The organism is Sphingomicrobium sediminis, from assembly GCF_023805295.1.
GTDB classification, from domain to species: Bacteria; Pseudomonadota; Alphaproteobacteria; order Sphingomonadales; family Sphingomonadaceae; genus Sphingomicrobium; species Sphingomicrobium sediminis.
Genome location: NZ_JAMSHT010000001.1, coordinates 339,624 through 359,197, shown reverse-complemented (window position 1 = coordinate 359,197; position 19,574 = coordinate 339,624). Strand labels below are relative to the sequence as shown.

Below are 19,574 nucleotides of genomic sequence, written 5' to 3'. Positions count from 1 at the left end.
ACCGACGAAGGGCTGACTCGACTAGAAGCTCAACAACAGACCCGCAAGCGCCGCACTCATCAGGTTGGCGAGCGAACCGGCGGCCAGCGCGCGCAGGCCCAGGCGCGCGATGGTCGGGCGCTGGTTGGGCGCAAGGCCGCCGGTCACCGCCATCTGGATCGCGATCGACGAGAAGTTGGCGAAGCCGCAAAGCGCGAAGGTGACGATTGCGGTGGTGCGGGTCGACAGGCTGTCCATCGCACCTAGATCGATGAAGGCGACGAATTCGTTGAGCACGACCTTTGTCCCGAACAGGCCGCCGGCAATATTGGCTTCCTCCCACGGCACCCCGATCAGGTACATGATTGGCTGGAAAACATAGCCGACGATCTGCTGGAAGGTGAGATCATCATAGCCGAACCAGCCACCGATCCCGCCAAGGATGCCGTTGGCAAGCGCGACCAATGCGACGAAGGCCAACACCATCGCTGCGACAGCAACGGCGAGCTTCACGCCGGTCTGAGCGCCCATGGCCGCGGCCATGATGAGGTTGGCGGGCTTTTCCTCGTCGCCATGCGGATCGACATCCTCGACATGACCATCGAGCGCTGCGGCCGCCGCGCCCTTGGGGCTGCGCCCCTGTTCGTTGAGGTCGACATCGCCAGCGGGCTCGAGCTTGGGGTCGGGCATGATGATCTTGGCCATCAGGATCCCGCCCGGCGCGCTCATGAATGCGGCGGCGAGGAGGAATTCGATGTCGATGCCCATCGCGGCGTAGGCGGCAAGGATGGTGCCGGCGACACCGGCCATGCCGACGCTCATGATGGTGAAAAGCTGGCTCGGCGGCAGCTTGGCGAGGTAAGGTTTGACGACCAGCGGGCTTTCCGACTGGCCGACGAAGATGTTGGCCGCCGAGGCAAGACTCTCGACCTTGGAGATGCCGGTAATGGCCTGCAGCGCGCCACCCACCCATTTGATGATCTGCTGCATGATGCCGAGATAATAGAGGATGCTGATGAGCGCGGCGAAGAAGACGATGACGGGCAAGGCAGCGATCACGAAGGTGTTCGCCAGCGGATTGCTCTCGTTGGGGCCGAACAGGAATTGCGTGCCTGCGGCCGAGTAACCGAGCAGTGCGCTTACACCATTGGCCATCCATTCGAGCCCCGCAGCGCCCCAACTGGTGCCAAGCACGAGGGCGGCAATACCGGCCTGCAGGGCGAAGGCGGCGCCGACAACGCGCAGGCGGATCGCCTTGCGATCGGTCGACAGGATGAAGGCCAGCAGCAGGATCAGCGCGATGCCTGCGAAACTCATCAGGATTTGCATTGGTGTTCGCCCTCCCCGGCTTACCAGACCATGCCTTGTGTACCGTTCGCGGCGGCCGCGTCCAGCTTTTCGATGGCTTCGACAGGTTCGTGCGCCATCAACAACTGCTTGCGGCGATCCGCGCTCATGAAGCCTTCATTGGCGATCTTGTCGCAAAAACTGGCGAAACCGTCCCAGAAGCCTTCGACGTTCAACAGGCAGAAGGGCTTGGAATGATAGCCCAGCGCATTCCACGTCCAGGCTTCCATCAATTCGTCCAGCGTCCCGATGCCGCCCGGTAGGCAGACGAAAGCGTCGGTGAGCTCGGTCATCTTGGCCTTGCGCTCATGCATGCCGGGGACCGGATGCAATTCGGTAAGGCCCGGATGCGCCACTTCGACGTCGATCAGGCTCTGCGGGATAACGCCATAGACCTTGCCGCCAGCCTCGAGCACGGTGTCGGCAACAATCCCCATCAGCCCCAGCTTGCCCCCACCATAGACGAGGTCGATGCCGCGTTCGGCCATGGCGTTGGCGAGCGCGACGGCAGTGTCGCGATAGGCAGGGTTTTCACCGGCCTGGTGGCCGCAATAGATGGCGATGCGCTTGAGGGTCACAGGTCGATCAAATCCTTGAGGTTGGTTTCGGGCCGCGCGCCGTAATGCGAGATGACTTCGGCTGCCGCGATGGCGCCGGTCTGCAGGCATTTTTCGAGCGGCGCATCCTTGCAATAGGCCGTGAGGAAGCCAGCGGCGAACAGGTCGCCAGCGCCGGTCGTGTCGACAACCTTGTCGACGGGCGCGGCGGGAATGCGGACGGTGCCGTCCTTGGTGCGCGCCATCGCACCGGCAGCGCCATCGGTGACGATCATGGTCGGGACGGTGCGCCCCAGCCGCTCGATCGCCGTGTCGGCATCGGCGGCGCCGGTCAGGATCTTCGCCTCGTCAGCATTGCAGAAAAGCAGGTCCACCCCGCCTTTCTCGATCAGCTCGATGAAGGGATCGCGGCGTTCGGTGATGCAGACGCTTTCGGACAAGGTGAAGGCCACTTCGCGCTGCGAGGCATGGGCCATCTTGCGCGCGGCCATCATCGCGGCGCGCGGTTTTTCAGGCCCGAACAGATAGCCTTCCAGATAAAGGATACGCGAGGCGCGGACGAGGTCTTCGCTCACCTGCGCGGCCTCGAGCTGGTGGCTCGCACCCGGCGCCGTATTCATCGTGCGCTGCCCGTCGGGCGTCACGAGGATGAGGCAGCGCCCCGTCGGGCAGTCCTGCGTGAAAGGCAAAGCCGGCGTGTCGAAATGCACGCCCATGCTGGTAAGGTCGTGGCGGAAAATCTTGCCGAACTGGTCGTCTGCAATCTGCCCGATAAAGGCCGCCTTGCCGCCCATGCCGGCAACACCCGCCATCGAATTGGCAGCCGACCCGCCCGAATGCTCTTCGGCAACGCCCATCGCCTCGTAGAGTTGATCGGCTTCGAGCGGCGTCAGTAACTGCATCGAGCCCGCCGGAAGCGCATGCTCGACAAGGAATTCGGGTTCGCACGGCGCGATCACATCGACGATCGCATCGCCCATCGCGACAATATCGAAACGTGTGTCGGTCATGGGGCCTTTCGGGGAAAAATCAGGATGTTGTGAAGTTGGTGTTGCCGACTAGCCGCAGGCGTGCGCAACGTCAACGAACCCCCTTCCCTTTTCGCGCCCGAGCGGGCAGTCCTTTCGCCCATGACCGATACGACGACGCGCAGCGCGCCCACCGCCATCCCGATTTCGCTATTTGCCTTCTCCGTCTTCTATGGCGGCATGATCTGCATTGCCGGGGTGCTCGCCAACAAGCAGGCGCAATTATTCGAATTGCCCGGCGTCGGCATGCTTGCGGTCGAAAGCGGTATCTTCCCCTTCCTCCTGCTCGTCATCACGGCGAGCGCGGTGACCGAGTTATTCGGGCAGAAAACCGCGCAGCGCCTCGTCCTGTTCGGTTTCGTGCCGCTCATCATGGCCTCGCTGCTGACCTTGCTTGTGCTGCAGATCCCGCCCGCCGAGGAAATGGATCCCGAGCGCCTCTCGGCCTTCGAACTGCTGCTAGCATCGACCCCGCGCATCTGGCTTGCCGGGATCGCCGCCTACGGCATCTCGACCCTGCTCAATGTCTGGATCTTCGAGAAGATGAAGAAGCCCGGCGGTCGCCTCCTGTGGCTGCGCAGCGCCGTCGCCGGCGTCCTCAGCCAGACGATCGACAGCCTCATCTTCATCACCATCGCCTTCTACGGTGTCTTCCCGATCGTCGAATTGCTGATCGGCCAGATGCTCGCCAAGGCGGTACTGAGCGCCGTCCTCATCCCGCCGGCAGTCCAGCTCATGGTAAGCCTCGGCCGCAAGCTCGACGCGCCAAAGGCGCAGCAGGCCGCCTGATCTCAAGGTCCGTGTAACCTTGCGCGGCCAAGCCGCGTATGAGGGGCTGACGGATCATTTTATCGGGGACCATTTTTCCATGCGTATCATTCCTCTTGCCGCCACGGCTGCGGCGCTGGCCGCCTGCACCACCGAAACCCCGGCCGCCGACACGACCGACAGCTATGCCATGTTGCTCGAAGCCGACGCCGACCGCGCCGCCAAGGACGTGCCCGCCGCCTGGACCGACTTTACTGGCGCTGCCTTCGCCGAGGCGCAGGCAGAGGGCCGCACGGTCATCGTCGATGTCTATGCCGACTGGTGCCCGACCTGTAAGGCGCAGGCCCCCATCCTCGACGAGCTGGCCGAAGAAGAGGCGCTAGATGACGCGCTGCTGCTCAAGGTCGACTATGACCGCGACAAGGATTTCGTGAGGGCATTGCGCATCCCGCGCCAGTCGACCGTGCTGCGCTTCGAAAATGGCGAGGAAGTCCAGCGTTCGGTCGCCGAGACCGATCCCATGCGCCTGCGCGATGTCGTCCTCGGCGACGCCGCCTAGGCCATCATGCTCGCCAGCCTCGGCCTTGCCTTCATCGCGGGGGTCGTCACCCTCCTCAACCCTTGCGTACTGCCTATCCTGCCGGTCCTGATCGGGTCGGCACTGGGTCAGCACAAGCTGGGGCCGCTCGCACTCGCCGCCGGGCTGGTGACGAGCTTTTCGACCGTTGGCCTCGCGATCATCGCCTTCGGCTTCTCGATCGGTCTCGACGGCGCGCTGGTCCGCAGCATTGCGGGCGCTTTGCTCGCCTTGGCCGGTATCGTGCTGCTCGTGCCGAAAGCGCAGGCGGCCCTCTCCGCAGCGGCCGCGCCGCTGACCGCGCGCGCCAACGACAAGCTTACCACGGTCTCGGGCGATGGCCTCCTCGGCCAGTATGGCATCGGCCTGCTGCTTGGGCTCGTCTGGGCCCCCTGTGTCGGACCGACGCTCGGCGTCGCCATCGCCGCCGCTTCTGCCGGAGAAAATCTCGGGCAGGCCTTCCTGACATTCCTGGTCTTCGGGCTCGGCGTCGCCCTGGCCATTCTCGCGCTAGCCTACGGCGCCCGCACCACGCTCGGCGAACGGTCGGGCATGGCTCGCAAATTATCGCGCATTGCCAAGCCGCTCTTCGGCGCGATGCTCGTCATCGTCGGCGCTGCCGTGCTGACGGGCTTCGACAAGGCGGTTGAGGCCGCCCTTCTCGAAGTGCTGCCGCAAGGGCTGATCGAGTTCACCACGCGCTTCTAGCGCAACCTTCCGGGCCAAGAGAGGTTGAGGGCTTCATGGATATTCAGTTCGAAGAAGAAAATGGTCGCGGCCGCTGGCATGTCATGCCCAAAGAGGGCGACGAAGCCGCGGAAATGACGTTCAGCCGCACCAATGCCGAGCTGATCATGATCGACCACACCTTCGTGCCGCCCTCGGCCCGCGGCCAGGGCCTCGGCGAAAAGCTCGCCGAGCGTGCCTATGCCGATGCGAAGGAAAAGGGCTGGAAGATCATCCCCGTCTGCCCCTTCTTCAAGGCGCAGGCCTCGCGCCACGGCTGGGGCGATATCGTCCAGGGCATCTAGTTCGACTACAACCGTCGTCGAAGCAACGCGTGTCTTAGTCGAACATCACACGCGCATCCCCGAACTTCCGTCGATGACGGGCACGAGTTTCGCTTCATGCAGGGGGCTGCACGACCATGATTTCGCTTCTTCTTACGGCTGCTGCTGCGGCGGCCGGCCAGCCGGTGACCGCAACCTATCTCGACACCGATCCGCAGATTGACGGAAACCTGTCCGCAGCAGAGGCAGCATTGCCCGCGCAGCAATTTCGCGTCGAAAACCGGCTCGACAATCCCGACGTGCCCGTCCCCGAAATCCGCTTTCGCCTCGGCTATACGCCCGACCATCTCTACCTCGCCATCAGCCATGATGGCGACGCGGTCAGCTATCATAATCGTGGCTATCTGTGGGGCGATGGCTGGCGCATCATCCTGACTGACGCCCCCGATGGACGTTCGGGCAATTTCGTCGAGATTTACGGAGATCCACGCCCCGAAGGCGATGACGGGGCCGAGGCATTCCTTGCCGTCCAGAATGGCGACCAGGTCTATCGACGTTTCCGCGGTGACAGCCGCGTCGCCGAAGCGGCGGGACCCGACGGCACCGTGTTCGAAGCCCTGATCGACTGGGGCGACATCCGCCCGTTCCGGGCCGGCTTCGACGACATTGCCGGTATCAACCTCATGTTCGCCAAGGGGCTCCAAACGGAAGAAGCGGGCTACTTCCCCTACGTCTACAAGCTCGTGCATGATGACGGCGTCTGGGACGAGGAAATGCTCGACCGCGCCAGTGTACCACTTTCCTTTGGCGCTGCTCCGGCCGCCCAGCGGGTGCGTCCCGCCTTGCGCACCTTGGCTACCGGGCAAAGCCTGACCCTCGACTGGGCGCTCTATGGGGATGCCGACCCAGCACCCGTCCGTGTCGAACTTCTCGACGAGAATGGCGCCCCGATTCAGGCTAGCACGATCGCGCCCGAGGCCCCGGTTTTCGACCTGTCCGGCCGATCGGCAGGCACCTACAGCCTCGCCATTTCGGGCGCTGACTGGTCCGACGAAGGCCCGCTTGTCATCCTTCCCGAGATCGACCTCACGGTCGCGTCCATGGAATTGGCCGTGCTCGAAGGCGAGTCAGACCAAGGTACGTTCGACACGCTGAGCTTCCGTTTCGAGGAACTACGACGGGCGATAGGCTCCATCGCTCCGTACGAAGCTGCCGACGATCTCGGCGCGCGCTGGACCGCATTCGAAAACGCATTGGCCACGGCGACCGCTGGCGATGATCCCTTCGCCAACGTCAACGCGCCCTACCGGCGGGCCTTCCGCTCCGCGCTCGATGACAGCCTCCAGCCTTATTCGGTCCACGTGCCGGAAGGTGCGTCGACCGGCGGCGCCCGGCCTGCCATCCTCTTCCTCCATGGCAGCGGGACCGACGACCAGGGCCTGCTCGACCGCCGGCGCGGCGATGGCCGCATGGTCGAGATCGCGCCCTGTGGCCGTGACAAATATCGCGCCTATGCCATGGCCGAGAGCCAGGTCGACATCATCGAAGCCCTCGACGCCGCCACCCGCGACTTCGACCTCGATCCCGAGCGTATCGTCATCGGCGGCTTTTCGATGGGCGGCTACGGCGCCTTGCGAGCTTTTTATGCGCATCCCCATCGCTATGCCGGTGTCGCCATCTTCGCGGGGCACCCCAATCTCGCGCAGGAATGGCTGGGCGTGCCGCAACCCAATTTCCTGATCCCGGAATATCTCAAGGTCTTCGAAGGCGTGCCGGTTTTCATCTATCACGGCACCGCGGATGCAGCCTTGGCCTATGGCGAAGCCAAAAAGCTTGCGGAGGCGCTGGAGGAAGCTGGCGCCATCGTCACCTTCCGCGGCGTCGAAGGGCGCGGCCATACCTATCAGGACGAGGAAACGCAGGCGCTCTTCGAAGCCTGGCTGGAGCAGTTTCACGCGCCCTAGGAAAGTGGCTTGTCCTGACGCCTGCCTTCGTCCAACTTGATTGACATGGCGCGTTTCCCTTTTTCCGCGATTGTCGGCCAGGACGAGATGAAGCAGGCGCTGCTCATCGCGGCCGTCGATCCGACCATCGGCGGGGTCATGGTGTTCGGCGATCGCGGCACCGGCAAGTCGACCGCGGCCCGCGCGCTGGCCGCTTTGCTGCCACCGATGAGCGCGGTCGAGAATTGCCGCTTTGCCTGCGCCCCCGATGAAAAAGGCACCTGCCCCGACCCCTGCACGTCGGGCCGCACACGCAAGCGCCCCGTCCCCGTCGTCGACCTGCCACTGGGCGCCAGCGAGGATCGCGTCGTTGGCGCGCTCGACCTCGAACGCGCACTCCGCACGGGCGAGAAGCGTTTCGAACCCGGCTTGCTCGCTAAGGCACATCGCGGCTTTCTTTATATCGACGAGATCAACCTGCTCGAGGATCACCTCGTCGATCTCTTGCTCGACGTTGCCGCGTCGGGCGAGAATGTCGTCGAGCGCGAAGGCCTGTCGGTCCGCCACCGCGCCAAATTCGTCCTCATCGGCAGCGGCAATCCCGAGGAAGGCGAACTGCGCCCGCAATTGCTCGACCGTTTCGGCCTGTCGGTCGAGGTGCGCACGCCCGATGAAATGGAAAAGCGCGTCGAGATTATGAAGCGCTGCGGCGCGCATGATCGCGACCCTGACGCCTTCGCCGGACAATGGGCCGAAGAGGATGCCAAGATCCTCAAGCAGATCGAGCGCGGCAAGAAGAAGGTCGCGAGCCTTGAGGTGCCGGACGATGTCTTGGAGGATGCCGCGACCTTGTGCCTTGCGGTCGGCGCCGACGGCCTGCGCGGCGAGCTCACGTTGATGCGCGCTGCCAAGGCGCTCGCTGCATTGAACGGCGCCCGCGCGGTCCGGCGCGAGCATCTCATCGCGGTTGCGCCAATGGCATTGCGCCACCGCCTGCGCCGCGACGTGCTCGACGAAACCGGATCGACGACGCGGATCGAACGCGCGATCGAAGAAAGCTTCGGATGAACCCGGCGCCGGGCAGCGTCGATCCGCTGGCCGATGCGCTGCTGGCCCTTCGCCTCTACCTCATCGCCCCGCGCCAATTGGGTGGCATCGTCCTGCGCGGCCACGGCCCGGCGCGTGATCTCGTGGTCGAGCAATTGCTCGAGAAAACGGACGTGCGTCGCCTCCCGCTCAACATCGACGATGAGCGGCTGCTGGGCGGGACCGACCTCGCCGCCAGCCTCGCTGCGGGCAAGACCGTCCACCAACAGGGCCTGATCGATCGCGCCCGTGGCGACACCATCCTCATCGCGATGGCCGAGCGCTTATCCGACGGCATTGCCGGCAAGATTGCTCAGGCCATAGATGGCGGCGCCGATATCGGCCTAGTGCTGCTCGACGACGGGATCGAACCCGACGAAGCCCCGTCCGTCGCCTTGCGCGAACGCGTCGCCCTGCATTGCGATCTTTCCGGCCTGTCCAAGCTCGATGCGACCGCGATGCCCAAGGGCAAGGCCGACGCCTTGGATGAGGTCGCCCCCTTGGACGACACCCAACTGGCGGCCCTCGCCCGGATCGCTTCTATGCTGGGGATCGCCTCCCTGCGTGCGCCCATCTTCGCCGTCGCAACGGCACGAGCGCATGCCGCGCTCAAGAGGCGAAAGTCCGTCGACGAGAAGGATCTGGAAGTGGCCGCGCGCCTCGTCCTTGCACCGCGCGCGACACAATTTCCCGAAGCCGAACCCGAACCGCCGCCACCGCCCGAGGACGAGCAAGGCGATCGGTCGGACGACGGCATCGAGGAACAACAGCCGTCGACGCTCGAAGACCGCGTCCTCCAAGCCGCCACAGCGTCCATTCCTCCCGACATCCTCGCCCGCATCGCTGCCGGGACGATCCAGCGCGGCGGCCAGGGCCAGGGTGCGGGACGCAAACGCCATTCGCTGACCGGCGGTCGCCCGCGCCCGCCGCGCCCCGGCGCGCCCGGACGCGGCGCACGTATCGCATTGGTCGACACGTTGCGCGCAGCCATCCCGTGGCAGCCGCTGCGCCGCCGCGAGGCCCAGCATGGCCGGGTTCAGGTCCGCAAGGACGACCTGCGCATCCGCCGCTTCGAACAACGTGCGCGCAGCCTCACCATCTTCTGTGTCGACGCTTCTGGCTCGGCCGCATTGGCCCGCCTCGCTGAGGCCAAGGGTGCGGTCGAACTGATGCTGGCCCAGGCCTATGTGACGCGCAGCGAAGTCGCGCTCATCGCTTTTCGCGGCAAGGGCGCCGAATTGCTGCTGCCCCCCACCCGCTCGCTCACCCGCGCGCGTCGGGCGCTGGCCGAATTGCCCGGCGGTGGCGGCACACCCTTGGCCTCCGGCATCCGCATGGCGACCGAGCTTGCCGACCGCGCGCGCCAGAACGGCCAGACCCCGTTCCTCCTCTTCCTCACCGACGGACGCGCCAATATCGCCGCCGATGGTGCGCCCGGCCGCGGGCAGGCCGGTGAGGATGCCGAGAGCGCCGCCAAGATCCTCGGGGCGCGCGGCTTCGATGCGCTCGTCATCGAGATCTCGCCGCGCCCCGGCAAGGATGCCGCTGCGCTCGCCAAATGGATGCAGGCCGGATTTCTCGCGCTTCCCCATGCCGATGCTGCGGCGCTGCATGACGCAGCCGACGCCGCGCGTCAGAGCGCGTCCCGGCCATGAGCGCGCCGCTCGACTGGGCCAGCGACGGCGCCGACTGGCCGCATCGCATTGCCAGCCGCTTCGTCAAGGCCGGCGGGATCGACTGGCATGTCCAGGAAATGGGCGCAGGCAAGACTATCCTGCTGCTTCACGGCACCGGCGCTTCCACGCATAGCTGGCGCGACATCGCGCCGCTGCTGGCCAAGACACACCGCGTCATCGCGCTCGACCTGCCGGGCCATGCCTTCACCGACAGCCACCGTGTCCGGAACCGCTCGCTCGACGCGATGGGCAGCGCCATTGCACTCCTGCTTGAAGAAATGGACGTCGAGCCCGACTTGTTGGTCGGCCACTCGGCCGGCGCGGCCATTGCGCTGCAGCTCGTGCTCGCCGGTCATGTCGACGCGCCTGTGGTCGGTTTCGGCCCTGCCCTCAGCCCCTTCGCCGGCCCCGCCGAATTCCTGTTTCCGGCGCTCGCTAAGCTGCTCTTCGTCAATCCGCTCGTGCCGCGCATCTTTTCCGGAATGACCCGCTTCCCGGGCGAGGCCGACCGCTTCATCCGCCGCGCCACCGGCTCCGAAATCGATGCGGCCGGGCGTCGCCTCTATGCGCGGCTTCTTGGAAACAGCGCGCACTGCAAAGGCGCATTGGCGATGATGGCGGACTGGGACCTTGCCGGGCTCAATCGCCGCCTCGGCGAGATCGGCGTGCCCGTATTGCTCGTCCATGGCGACCGCGATCGCGCGGTGCCCATGTCGGCGGTCCGCGATGCCTGCAAGGCGCTGCCTGACTGCCGCCTCGAAATCCTCACCGGGCTCGGCCACATCGCCCATGAGGAACGCCCGGACCTTGCCGCCGAACTAATCGAAAGCGCGCTCCAATGAGAGAATATGCAGGCCTCATCGAAATCATTTTCGTCGCCGTCATCGCGTTCGGCTTCGGCGGCTGGCAGCTCTGGTCAGTCAATCGCGAGATCAAGCGCGACCGCGAGGAGAAAGCCCGCTCAGACCGCGTGGCGGGGCATGCGATAGGGGAGCATGAACTGGACGACCGGTGAGGCGAAGCGGTCGAGGTCGAGGCTTTCCTGTACCATGACCACCGGCTCGCCATAGAGCCGTGCCCCGATGGTCGAGCGCGCGTAGAATGGCGCATTTTCCCATGTCTTTAGGACGCTCGCATGGCCGCGATCGGCGCGTGTCTTGCGCTCGACCAACCAGCCGGTCGACGACAGCGGCGCGACGGGTGGCAATTCGGCCTCGCGCGCATTGCCTGCCGCATCGAAGCGCAAGGTGCTGGCGAAAGGCGACCCGTCGCGGCGCGTGCCCTCGTAACAGACCACCGCCTCACTGCCGCGATGCGCGCGCGACCAATGCCACTGGCGAAACCCCTCCTCGAGCGACTCCACGCCACTGTTGGAATCGAAATAGGCATGGCCGCGCCAGCTCAGCCCCGGCTCGGTCATTTCCACCTCGATCCGCGCGCGCGGTGCAAAGCAATGCCAATGATGCCGCCCCTCCGGATCGAGCGCGAACGGGGTCGGATTGAGCATTTCGGGAAACAGCCGAACGACGCCGCGCACAGGACGCTGCCACGGATTGAACAGGCGCTTGTCGCGTTCCTCGATCAGGATTTCGAGATGGTCGCCGGTCCAATGGACCTGGCTGGGCCCGATCGCCAGCGTATCCGCTTCGCGCGCCACATTGCCGCGCGGTCGCTCGGTCATCGCCCAGCGCGCCTTGGGCCCGTACAGCGCGACGTTGAGAGCGCTATGATCGATCGGGTCATGCCGCCCGCTCGACTTATAATAAGGCGAGAAGACGCTGCCCAGGAAAGCGATGATTGTCAGCCCGTGGCGCTGGTCCTCGCTGATGGCATCGACATACCACCATTGGTAGCCACCGGGTGCGACCGGGACATCGAAGCGCGGTCGGACATCAGCGTGCGTGCCGCCAGCTGCCCGGACAAGGCGGCCATCGGCACCCCCGCGCCCGGATGGGTCGCCCCGCCCGCGCAATAGAGCCCAGGGATCCGTGTCCTGGGGCCCTGGCGCCGGAAGCTTGCCGCCCACCCGTGCGAGGCCCGTCCATAAAGGGCTCCACCCGTCGACGGAAACAGACGTTCCCACTGATCCGGCGTGACCAGCCGGTGCGGCATGTCCTGCTCCAGCGACAGCCCGCAGCGCTCCAGGCTGCGTCTCATGGCGCTTGTGCATCTATCCATCTCCTCAGGTGTCGCCGCGCGGCGGTCGCCGGTCGCGGGTGCATTGACGATGATCTGCAATCGTTCGCGTGAATAGGGGGCCGCGCCATCGCAGGCGTCACGGTTCTGCGCGCAGACATAAGCGGTGGGGTCTTGGGGTGTCCGTCCGGCCGAAATGTCCGCAAATTCGGCGGGATAATCGGGCGAGAAAAGCACGTTGTGGCGGGCGAGCGGGAAGCCCGACGTTTCGGCATGGGCCAGCCAGACATAGGCCGAAAGCGACCGCTTGGCGGGTGGCACAGCCGGGACAGCGCGCGCCGCATCTTCACCGAATAATCCAGAGCCAATTGCCGAAGGATCGGCGTTGCAAACGACCTGTGTCGCCGCGATGCGCTCGCCGCTTTCGAGGATGACGCCCGAGGCCTTGCCCTCAGCAATTTCGATCCGCGCAACCGCCTCGCCTGTCCTGACCTTCGCCCCCTGCCCTTCGGCAAGGTTGCGCATCGCCTCGGCCAGCGCCTGCATGCCGCCCTCGATCAGCCACACGCCGCGCGCCTCGACATGGGCAATGAGCATCAGCGTTGCCGGCGCATCAAATGGCGAGGAGCCGCAATAGGTCGCATAGCGCCCGAACAATTGCCGCAGTCGCGGATCGGGGAAAAAGCGCCCGAGCGCGGACCACATCTTCTGGAAAGGCCGGATCGACATTTGCGCGCGCAGCCGCGTCGGCCCGATCCGCCAGACCAGCGGCAAGGGCGTGCGGGCATGCCCGGCCTTGAGGAAGGTCGACTCCAGCGTCTCGTACATTTCGCGCGTATGCTTGCTGAAGGCGCGATAGCCTTTTGCTGCATCAGCGCCGGCAAAGTCGCCAATGGCGTCCTCGCTGCGCTGCGGATCGGCATGCAGGTCGAGATGCGCATCGCCGCTCCAGGCATGGCGAGCGAGAATGTCAGCGCGCCGGACCGATACGAAATCATCGAGCTCCGCCCCGCAGGCTTGGAAGATATCGTCGAACACCTCGCGCATGGTGAAGACGGTCGGACCCGCATCGATCGCGCGGCCATCCACTTCGACGCGGCGGGCTTTACCGCCGACCATTTCTTCCTTTTCGACGAGGGTCACGTCCATTCCGCGCGCGGCCAGCAGCGCCGCACTGGCCAGCCCGCCGATCCCGGCGCCGATGACGACGACCCTGTCCTGCACGCGACCCCTTTCGCCTGTTTGGATTGACCTTACCATATCAACTGTCCAGTTAGTTGGACAGATGGCAAAGGCAGAACCCCAAGGATCAGGCCAGCCGCCCGAAAGCTGGCGGCGGCGCTGGATTGCCTGGCGCAATCGCACCATTGGCCGCCCCGGTTTCCAGAAAGCGATGGCCGCCTTGCCTGGCATTGGCGGCATGGCGCGGCGCCGCGCGGCCTCCCTGTTCAACCTGATTGCGGGCTTTGCCTATTCGCAGGCGACCTTGGCCCTGGAGGAGAGCGGGTTGCTCGATGCGTTGGCCGAACAGCCACTCGACAAGAAGGCCGCAGCAAAGGTGTGCAGCCTCGAGCCCGAGGCTGCCGATCGGCTGCTCCGCGCGGCGGGCGCTATCGGCCTTACCGAACAATATGCGCCGGGCTGGTGGATGCTCGGCGAGCAAGGCGCGGCGTTGGTCGGCAATGCAGGTGCGCGCGCCATGCTGCGCCATCACCGCATCCTGTACCGCGATCTCACGGATCCGCTCGATCTTTTCCGAAAGAACCGCCGCGAGCCGACGAACCTGTCGAAATTCTGGACCTATGCCGGCGCCAAAGGCGAGGCCACCGATACGGCCGCCTATTCCGAGCTCATGGCCGCATCGCAGCACCTCGTCGCCGAGCAGGCCGTGGGGGCCTACGATTTCTCACGGCATCGCCGCCTGCTCGACCTGGGCGGCGGCCAGGGCGCCTTCCTGCGCGCGGTCGGGCAAGCCAATCCGGAGCTTGAGCTCGGCCTCTTCGACCTCCCCGATGTGGTCGAGCGCGCCAAGGCCCAGTTCGAGGAAGCCGGCATGGCGCAGCGCACCCGCTTCCACCCCGGCAGCTTCTTCGACGACGAAATCCCGTCAGGTTACGACCTCGTATCGTTGACCCGCATTCTCCACGATCATGACGACGCACCGGTCCTCGACCTGTTGCAGCGCGTGCGCGAGAGCATGGCCAAAGGCAGCACTTTGCTCATCATCGAACCGCTGGCGGACACGCCCGGGGCCAAGGCCATGGGTGACGCCTATTTCGGACTCTATCTTTGGGCGATGGGGTCGGGACGCCCGCGCAGCGCGCGCGAATATAGAGAGATGCTGCGCGATGCAGGCTTTGCGCGCCATCGCCTGATCCGTCCGCCACAGCCCATCGCGACAAGTTTGATTGTCGCAGTAGCCTGACACTTTATCTGTCTACTTGCATTGACACTAAGCTATACTCGTCTAGGGTGCAGCTGGGGCTTTCTTCATTGGAAGACCCACAGGATGAGGCACCCGGAAGGGGGACCATAGACGCGATGCAAGCTGCCGCCGTCATACTTGAGGCGCCAGAGCGGATGACGCTCAGGCAGGTCGAGTTGACGCCCAAAAACAGCGGAGATGTCGTCGTCCAAATCCATTATAGCGGTGTCAGCACGGGGACGGAGAAACTGCTCTGGACCGGCGCAATGCCGCCATTTCCCGGCATGGGATATCCGCTTGTTCCTGGCTATGAATCGGTCGGCCGCATCATTGATGCCGGCGCTGATGCGGAGGCCCGGATCGGCGAGTGGGTCTTCGTGCCCGGCGCCAATTGTTTCGACGGCGCGCGTGGCCTGTTCGGCGGCAGCGCTTCCCAAGTCATCATCCCCTCGGCCCGCGCACTTCCCGTGTCCGAGTCGCTGGGCGCTGACGGCGTCCTGCACGCGCTTGCCGCGACCGCCTATCATGCGCTCGCCGGCGGCGACGCGCCCGATCTCGTGATCGGCCATGGCGTGCTCGGCCGCCTCATCACCCGCCTCGCCATTGCGCGCGGCGCCCCTGCCCCCGTGGTCTGGGAAACCCGCGCCGACCGCCGCAAGGGCGGCTCGGGCTACAAGATCATCGATCCCAAGGATGACGACCGCCGCGACTATGCCTGCATCTATGATGCGTCCGGCAGCGCGGAACTGGTCGACCAGCTGGTCATGCGCCTCGCCAAGGGCGGCGAGATCGTGCTGGCCGGCTTCTATCCCGACAGGATCGACTTCGCCTTCGCACCCGCTTTCATGAAGGAAGCGCGCCTGCGTATCGCCGCCGAATGGCAGCCCGAAGACCTTGCCGCCGTGAGCGCGCTCGTCGCCGCCGGCGATGTCGGGCTCGGTAACCTCATTTCGCACGTCCGTCCCGCCACAGAAGCGACCGAAGCCTATCCGGCCGCTTTCAACGATGCGGACTGCCTCAAGATGGTCTTGGATTGGAGCGCCGCATGAGCCTCGTCGACACACAGAAATTACGCGATGAAGCCGCGATCGAACCCGATCCCGTCCATGATGGCGAGGTCACCAAGGAAACGCAGATCATCGCCATCTACGGCAAGGGCGGCTCGGGCAAGAGCTTCGCGCTCTCCAACCTCTCCTACATGATGGCGCAGCAGGGCAAACGCGTCCTGCTCATCGGCTGCGATCCGAAATCGGACACAACCAGCCTGCTGTTCGGCGGCAAGTCCTGCCCGACCATCATCGAAACCAGCGCCAAGAAGAAACTCGCGGGCGAGGAAGTCACCATCGAGGATGTCTGCTTCCAGCGCGACGGCGTCTTCGCAATGGAATTGGGCGGCCCCGAAGTGGGCCGCGGTTGCGGCGGACGCGGCATCATCCACGGCTTCGAGCTGATGGAGAAACTGGGCTTCCACGAATGGGGCTTCGACTATGTCCTGCTCGATTTCCTCGGCGACGTGGTGTGCGGCGGCTTCGGCCTGCCGATCGCCCGCGACATGTGCCAGAAGGTGATCGTCGTCGGCTCGAACGACCTTCAGTCGCTCTACGTCGCCAACAATGTCTGCAAGGCGGTCGAATATTTCCGCAAGATGGGCGGCAATGTCGGCGTCGCCGGCATGATCGTGAACAAGGATGACGGCACCGGCGAAGCGCAGGCTTTTGCCGAAGCGGTCGACATTCCGGTGCTCACCGCCATCCCCGCGAACGAAGATATTCGTCGCAAATCCGCCAATTATCAGATCATCGGCACGCCTGATGGCGAATGGGGCAGCCTGTTCGAAGAACTCGCCACCAATGTCGAGCAAGCCGGCCCGCGCCAGCCCACGCCATTGGACCAGGACGGCCTGCTCGGCCTGTTCAGCCCGGAAGATACGGGCGGCAATGTCGAGCTCGTCCCCGCGACCCAGGCCGACATGCGCGGCGGCACGTTCGAAGAAAAACCCAGCCTCGAGGTGATCTATGACGAGGTGTAAGGGATGACCGCAACGCCACCCAATGGCGATCGCCAGCCGGACCGTATCTCGCTCGATACGGCGACGGGTGGTGGCTGTCACGGTGGTGCCGATCGCATGAAGGAGGCCGCGCGCAAGGCGGGCAAGTCCGACATTCTCGACCAATATGCCGCCGATTATCCGGTCGGCCCGCACGACCAGCCGCAATCGATGTGCCCCGCCTTCGGAAGCCTGCGTGTGGGCCTTCGCATGCGCCGCACCGCGACCGTCCTTTCGGGAAGCGCCTGCTGCGTCTACGGCCTCACCTTTACGTCGCATTTCTACGGCGCGCGTCGCACCGTCGGCTATGTCCCCTTCAATTCCGAGACGCTCGTCACCGGCAAATTGTTCGAGGACATCAAGGAAGCGGTCGAGGATCTCGCCGATCCCGAAAAATATGACACGATCGTCGTCACCAACCTGTGCGTGCCGACCGCCAGCGGGGTGCCGCTGCGGCTGCTGCCCGACGAGATCAATGGCGTCCGCATCGTCGGCATCGACGTGCCGGGCTTCGGTGTGCCGACCCATGCCGAGGCCAAGGACGTCCTCGCGGGTGCAATGCTCAATTATGCGCGCAAGGAGGTCGAAGCCGGCCCCGTCGCCGCGCCCAAGGAACGCCCCGACAAACCGACCGTGACGCTGCTGGGCGAGATGTTCCCGGCCGATCCGGTCGTCATCGGCCAGCTGCTCGAGCCGCTCGGTCTTGCCGCCGGCCCGGTCGTCCCGACCCGCGAGTGGCGCGAGCTCTACAGCGCACTGGATTGCGCCGCCGTCGCTGCGATCCACCCCTTCTACACGGCCAGCATCCGCGAATTCGAGGCTGCTGGCCGTCCCATTATCGGCTCCGCCCCGGTCGGCGCCGAAGGCACCGCCGCCTGGCTCGACGCCATCGGCACCGCCTGCAATGTCGATCCCGACCGCATCGAAGCCGCCAAGACCGCGATGACTGCTGCCATCAAGGGCGCGCTGGCCGCCAACCCGATCGAGGGCAAGATCACCGTGTCGGGCTATGAGGGCTCCGAACTACTGGTCGCCCGCCTCCTCATCGAAAGCGGCGCGGAGGTGCCCTATGTCGGCTCGGCCGCACCGCGCACCAAATGGTCGGATCCCGATCGCGAATGGCTCGAAGCCCGCGGCGTCACCGTCAATTTCCGCGCCAGCCTCGAAGAAGATATCGCGGCCATCCTCGACCATGCGCCCGATCTCGCCATCGGCACCACGCCGGTCGTCCAGCGCGCCAAGGCCGAGGCCATTCCCGCGCTCTACTTCACCAACCTCATTTCCGCCCGCCCCCTGATGGGCCCCGCGGGCGCAGGCAGCCTGGCGCAGGTCGTCAATGCCGCCATGGGCAACAAGCAGCGCTTCGATGCCATGCGCGACTTCTTCGAAGGGGTCGGCACCGAACATACGGCGGGCGTCTGGGAAGACATGCCCATCGACCGTCCCAAATTCCGGCAGCGTTATGCCGCCCTCAACGAGGCTGCGCGAAAGCAGGCCGAGGCGGTGGGCAAATGACGCTGGTGCTCGATCATGACCGCGCCGGCGGCTATTGGGGCGCCACTTACGTCTTCACGGCGGTCAAGGGACTGCAGGTCATCATCGATGGCCCCGTGGGCTGCGAAAACCTGCCCGTGACCAGCGTTCTCCATTACACCGATGCACTGCCGCCGCACGAATTGCCCATCGTCGTCACCGGCCTTGGAGAGGAAGAGCTTGGTAAGACCGGCACCGAAGGCGCGATGAAGCGCGCCTGGGAAACGCTCGATACCGAGCTACCCGCCGTGGTCGTCACCGGCTCGATCGCAGAGATGATCGGCGGCGGCGTGACGCCCGAGGGCACCAATATCAAACGCTTCCTGCCGCGCACGATCGATGAGGATCAGTGGCAGTCGGCCGACCGCGCGCTGACGTGGCTGTGGACCGAATTCGGTCCCAAAAAGGCCCCTGCCCCGCGCAAGCGCAAGGACGGCGACAAGCCGCGGGTCAATATCATCGGCCCCAGCTACGGCATGTTCAACATGGCCAGCGACCTCGCCGAGATCCGCCGCCTCGTCGAAGGCATCGGCGCCGAAGTCGGCATGGTCTTCCCGCTGGGCAGCCATCTCGCCGACATCCGCCAGCTCGGGCTCGCCGACGCCAATGTCTGCATGTATCGCGAGTTTGGCCGCAACCTGTGCGAGACGCTGGAGCGTCCCTATTTCCAGGCTCCCGTCGGCCTCACCAGCACCACCAAATTCCTCCGCGCCCTTGGCGAAGAACTGGGGCTCGACCCCGAACCCTTCATTGAGCGCGAAAAGCATACGACCATCAAGCCGCTCTGGGACCTGTGGCGCTCGGTCACGCAGGACTTCTTCGGCACCGCCAATTTCGGGATCGTCGCCAACGAAACCTATGCTCGCGGCGTCCGCAATTTCCTCGAAGGCGATATGGGCCTGCCTTGCAGCTTCGCCTTCTCGCGCAGCGCCGGCGTCAAGCCTGACAACCAGGCCGTGCGCGAGGCGATCCACACCAATCCGCCGCTGGTCATGCTCGGCTCCTATAACGAGCGCATGTACATGGCCGAGGTCGGCGCGCGCGGCATCTATATCCCGGCCAGTTTCCCGGGCGCTGCGATCCGCCGCCATACCGGCACACCTTTCATGGGCTATTCGGGCGCGACTTATCTCGTCCAGGAAGTCTGCAACGCATTGTTCGATGCGCTATTCCATATCCTCCCGCTCGGCAGCGATCTCGACCAAGTCGATGCGACCCCGGCGCGCGATCTCGCCGCCATGGCTTGGGACGATGATGCCAAGGCACGGCTCGACGCGCTGGTCGAGGCCGAACCCGTACTCATCCGGATCAGCGCGGCCAAGCGCATGCGCGACGGCGCCGAACGGCTTGCCCGCCAACGCGGCGAAGCGCGCGTCACCGACGCCATCCTGACCGAAAGCCTTCCCGTGGGAGCGCCCGCATGAGCGCCCCCGCCACCTATTTCCCGCCGCGTGCGGGTCAC

The 19,574-nt window shown here is 65.3% G+C and carries 19 protein-coding genes; 14 read left to right on the top strand and 5 right to left on the bottom strand.

All coding sequences use genetic code 11. The features are described from left to right. Positions 1 to 21: 21 nt before the first annotated feature. Genes NDO55_RS01745 through NDO55_RS01735 form a run of 3 tightly spaced genes read right to left on the bottom strand, consistent with a single transcriptional unit; the run spans position 22 to position 2,893 of the window. Positions 22 to 1,308, bottom strand: coding sequence for a NupC/NupG family nucleoside CNT transporter (locus NDO55_RS01745; protein WP_252111838.1), 1,287 nt, complete (start codon positions 1,306 to 1,308; stop codon positions 22 to 24). Between the two features lie 20 nt (positions 1,309 to 1,328). Next, positions 1,329 to 1,904 carry an LOG family protein gene (locus NDO55_RS01740; RefSeq protein ID WP_252111836.1) on the bottom strand — a complete coding sequence of 192 codons (576 nt, stop codon included), beginning with the start codon at positions 1,902 to 1,904 and terminating at the stop codon, positions 1,329 to 1,331. Then, positions 1,901 to 2,893, bottom strand: a complete 993-nt coding sequence (locus NDO55_RS01735) for an adenosine kinase (protein ID WP_252111834.1) — start codon at positions 2,891 to 2,893, stop codon at positions 1,901 to 1,903. The genes NDO55_RS01740 and NDO55_RS01735 overlap by 4 nt, the downstream gene beginning before the upstream one ends. A gap of 120 nt (positions 2,894 to 3,013) precedes the next feature. Between NDO55_RS01735 and NDO55_RS01730 the strand changes: the two genes are divergently transcribed. The 9 genes from NDO55_RS01730 to NDO55_RS01690 all read left to right on the top strand — a co-directional run bounded on the left by NDO55_RS01730 (position 3,014) and on the right by NDO55_RS01690 (position 10,986). Next, a complete protein-coding gene (locus tag NDO55_RS01730; RefSeq protein WP_252111832.1) occupies positions 3,014 to 3,700 on the top strand; it encodes a queuosine precursor transporter in 687 nt (228 codons plus the stop codon). Positions 3,701 to 3,779: 79 nt separating this feature from the next. Continuing rightward, a complete protein-coding gene (locus tag NDO55_RS01725; RefSeq protein WP_252111830.1) occupies positions 3,780 to 4,238 on the top strand; it encodes a thioredoxin family protein in 459 nt (152 codons plus the stop codon). Positions 4,239 to 4,244: 6 nt separating this feature from the next. Continuing rightward, positions 4,245 to 4,964, top strand: a complete 720-nt coding sequence (locus NDO55_RS01720) for a cytochrome c biogenesis CcdA family protein (RefSeq protein ID WP_252111828.1) — start codon at positions 4,245 to 4,247, stop codon at positions 4,962 to 4,964. 35 nt (positions 4,965 to 4,999) lie between these two features. Further along, positions 5,000 to 5,287, top strand: coding sequence for a GNAT family N-acetyltransferase (locus NDO55_RS01715; RefSeq protein ID WP_252111826.1), 288 nt, complete (start codon positions 5,000 to 5,002; stop codon positions 5,285 to 5,287). A 116-nt stretch (positions 5,288 to 5,403) separates the two neighbouring features. Beyond that, positions 5,404 to 7,230 (top strand): carboxylesterase family protein, encoded by a 1,827-nt coding sequence (locus NDO55_RS01710; RefSeq protein WP_252111824.1) that lies wholly within the window; start codon positions 5,404 to 5,406, stop codon positions 7,228 to 7,230. 45 nt (positions 7,231 to 7,275) lie between these two features. Further along, a complete protein-coding gene (gene bchI, locus NDO55_RS01705; RefSeq protein ID WP_252111822.1) occupies positions 7,276 to 8,277 on the top strand; it encodes a magnesium chelatase ATPase subunit I in 1,002 nt (333 codons plus the stop codon). Beyond that, on the top strand, positions 8,274 to 9,950 hold the full coding sequence (locus tag NDO55_RS01700; protein WP_252111820.1) for a magnesium chelatase subunit D: 1,677 nt from the start codon (positions 8,274 to 8,276) through the stop codon (positions 9,948 to 9,950). The genes bchI and NDO55_RS01700 overlap by 4 nt, the downstream gene beginning before the upstream one ends. Further along, positions 9,947 to 10,813: an alpha/beta fold hydrolase BchO gene (bchO, locus tag NDO55_RS01695; RefSeq protein WP_252111818.1), complete on the top strand. Its 867-nt coding sequence runs from the start codon at positions 9,947 to 9,949 to the stop codon at positions 10,811 to 10,813. The genes NDO55_RS01700 and bchO overlap by 4 nt, the downstream gene beginning before the upstream one ends. Further along, the gene (locus NDO55_RS01690) at positions 10,810 to 10,986 is read left to right on the top strand and encodes a hypothetical protein (protein WP_252111816.1); all 177 of its coding nucleotides are present in this window, start codon (positions 10,810 to 10,812) and stop codon (positions 10,984 to 10,986) included. The genes bchO and NDO55_RS01690 overlap by 4 nt, the downstream gene beginning before the upstream one ends. Here the strand turns inward: NDO55_RS01690 and NDO55_RS01685 are convergent. Continuing rightward, a complete protein-coding gene (locus NDO55_RS01685; RefSeq protein ID WP_252111814.1) occupies positions 10,933 to 11,652 on the bottom strand; it encodes a hydroxyneurosporene dehydrogenase in 720 nt (239 codons plus the stop codon). The two genes, NDO55_RS01690 and NDO55_RS01685, sit on opposite strands and share 54 nt — an antisense overlap. 119 nt (positions 11,653 to 11,771) lie before the next feature. Then, positions 11,772 to 13,331 (bottom strand): 1-hydroxycarotenoid 3,4-desaturase CrtD, encoded by a 1,560-nt coding sequence (gene crtD / locus NDO55_RS01680; protein ID WP_341869959.1) that lies wholly within the window; start codon positions 13,329 to 13,331, stop codon positions 11,772 to 11,774. Between the two features lie 61 nt (positions 13,332 to 13,392). Between crtD and NDO55_RS01675 the strand changes: the two genes are divergently transcribed. From NDO55_RS01675 to bchZ, 5 genes are all read left to right on the top strand, one after another. Further along, positions 13,393 to 14,532 carry a methyltransferase gene (locus tag NDO55_RS01675; RefSeq protein WP_252111810.1) on the top strand — a complete coding sequence of 380 codons (1,140 nt, stop codon included), beginning with the start codon at positions 13,393 to 13,395 and terminating at the stop codon, positions 14,530 to 14,532. Between the two features lie 116 nt (positions 14,533 to 14,648). Further along, positions 14,649 to 15,581 (top strand): chlorophyll synthesis pathway protein BchC, encoded by a 933-nt coding sequence (bchC, locus tag NDO55_RS01670; protein WP_252111808.1) that lies wholly within the window; start codon positions 14,649 to 14,651, stop codon positions 15,579 to 15,581. Next, positions 15,578 to 16,561 (top strand): chlorophyllide a reductase iron protein subunit X, encoded by a 984-nt coding sequence (locus tag NDO55_RS01665; protein ID WP_252111806.1) that lies wholly within the window; start codon positions 15,578 to 15,580, stop codon positions 16,559 to 16,561. Before bchC ends, NDO55_RS01665 begins: the two co-directional genes overlap by 4 nt. Before the next feature lie 3 nt (positions 16,562 to 16,564). Next, positions 16,565 to 18,094, top strand: coding sequence for a chlorophyllide a reductase subunit Y (gene bchY, locus NDO55_RS01660; protein WP_252111804.1), 1,530 nt, complete (start codon positions 16,565 to 16,567; stop codon positions 18,092 to 18,094). Next, a complete protein-coding gene (bchZ, locus tag NDO55_RS01655; protein ID WP_252111802.1) occupies positions 18,091 to 19,536 on the top strand; it encodes a chlorophyllide a reductase subunit Z in 1,446 nt (481 codons plus the stop codon). The genes bchY and bchZ overlap by 4 nt, the downstream gene beginning before the upstream one ends. The last annotated feature ends 38 nt before the right edge of the window (positions 19,537 to 19,574 follow it).

Excerpts from the sequence above, each read along its gene's own strand:
- NDO55_RS01715 (WP_252111826.1), top strand. The coding sequence starts at position 5,000 with ATGGATATTCAGTTCGAAGAAGAAAATGGTCGCGGCCGCTGGCATGTC.
- bchI (WP_252111822.1), top strand. The coding sequence starts at position 7,276 with ATGGCGCGTTTCCCTTTTTCCGCGATTGTCGGCCAGGACGAGATGAAG.
- bchZ (WP_252111802.1), top strand. The coding sequence starts at position 18,091 with ATGACGCTGGTGCTCGATCATGACCGCGCCGGCGGCTATTGGGGCGCC.
- NDO55_RS01675 (WP_252111810.1), top strand. The coding sequence starts at position 13,393 with ATGGCAAAGGCAGAACCCCAAGGATCAGGCCAGCCGCCCGAAAGCTGG.
- NDO55_RS01745 (WP_252111838.1), bottom strand. The coding sequence starts at position 1,308 with ATGCAAATCCTGATGAGTTTCGCAGGCATCGCGCTGATCCTGCTGCTG.
- bchY (WP_252111804.1), top strand. The coding sequence starts at position 16,565 with ATGACCGCAACGCCACCCAATGGCGATCGCCAGCCGGACCGTATCTCG.
- NDO55_RS01730 (WP_252111832.1), top strand. The coding sequence starts at position 3,014 with ATGACCGATACGACGACGCGCAGCGCGCCCACCGCCATCCCGATTTCG.
- NDO55_RS01690 (WP_252111816.1), top strand. The coding sequence starts at position 10,810 with ATGAGAGAATATGCAGGCCTCATCGAAATCATTTTCGTCGCCGTCATC.
- bchO (WP_252111818.1), top strand. The coding sequence starts at position 9,947 with ATGAGCGCGCCGCTCGACTGGGCCAGCGACGGCGCCGACTGGCCGCAT.
- NDO55_RS01735 (WP_252111834.1), bottom strand. The coding sequence starts at position 2,893 with ATGACCGACACACGTTTCGATATTGTCGCGATGGGCGATGCGATCGTC.
- bchC (WP_252111808.1), top strand. The coding sequence starts at position 14,649 with ATGCAAGCTGCCGCCGTCATACTTGAGGCGCCAGAGCGGATGACGCTC.
- NDO55_RS01710 (WP_252111824.1), top strand. The coding sequence starts at position 5,404 with ATGATTTCGCTTCTTCTTACGGCTGCTGCTGCGGCGGCCGGCCAGCCG.
- NDO55_RS01720 (WP_252111828.1), top strand. The coding sequence starts at position 4,245 with ATGCTCGCCAGCCTCGGCCTTGCCTTCATCGCGGGGGTCGTCACCCTC.
- NDO55_RS01725 (WP_252111830.1), top strand. The coding sequence starts at position 3,780 with ATGCGTATCATTCCTCTTGCCGCCACGGCTGCGGCGCTGGCCGCCTGC.
- NDO55_RS01665 (WP_252111806.1), top strand. The coding sequence starts at position 15,578 with ATGAGCCTCGTCGACACACAGAAATTACGCGATGAAGCCGCGATCGAA.
- NDO55_RS01685 (WP_252111814.1), bottom strand. The coding sequence starts at position 11,652 with ATGACCGAGCGACCGCGCGGCAATGTGGCGCGCGAAGCGGATACGCTG.
- NDO55_RS01700 (WP_252111820.1), top strand. The coding sequence starts at position 8,274 with ATGAACCCGGCGCCGGGCAGCGTCGATCCGCTGGCCGATGCGCTGCTG.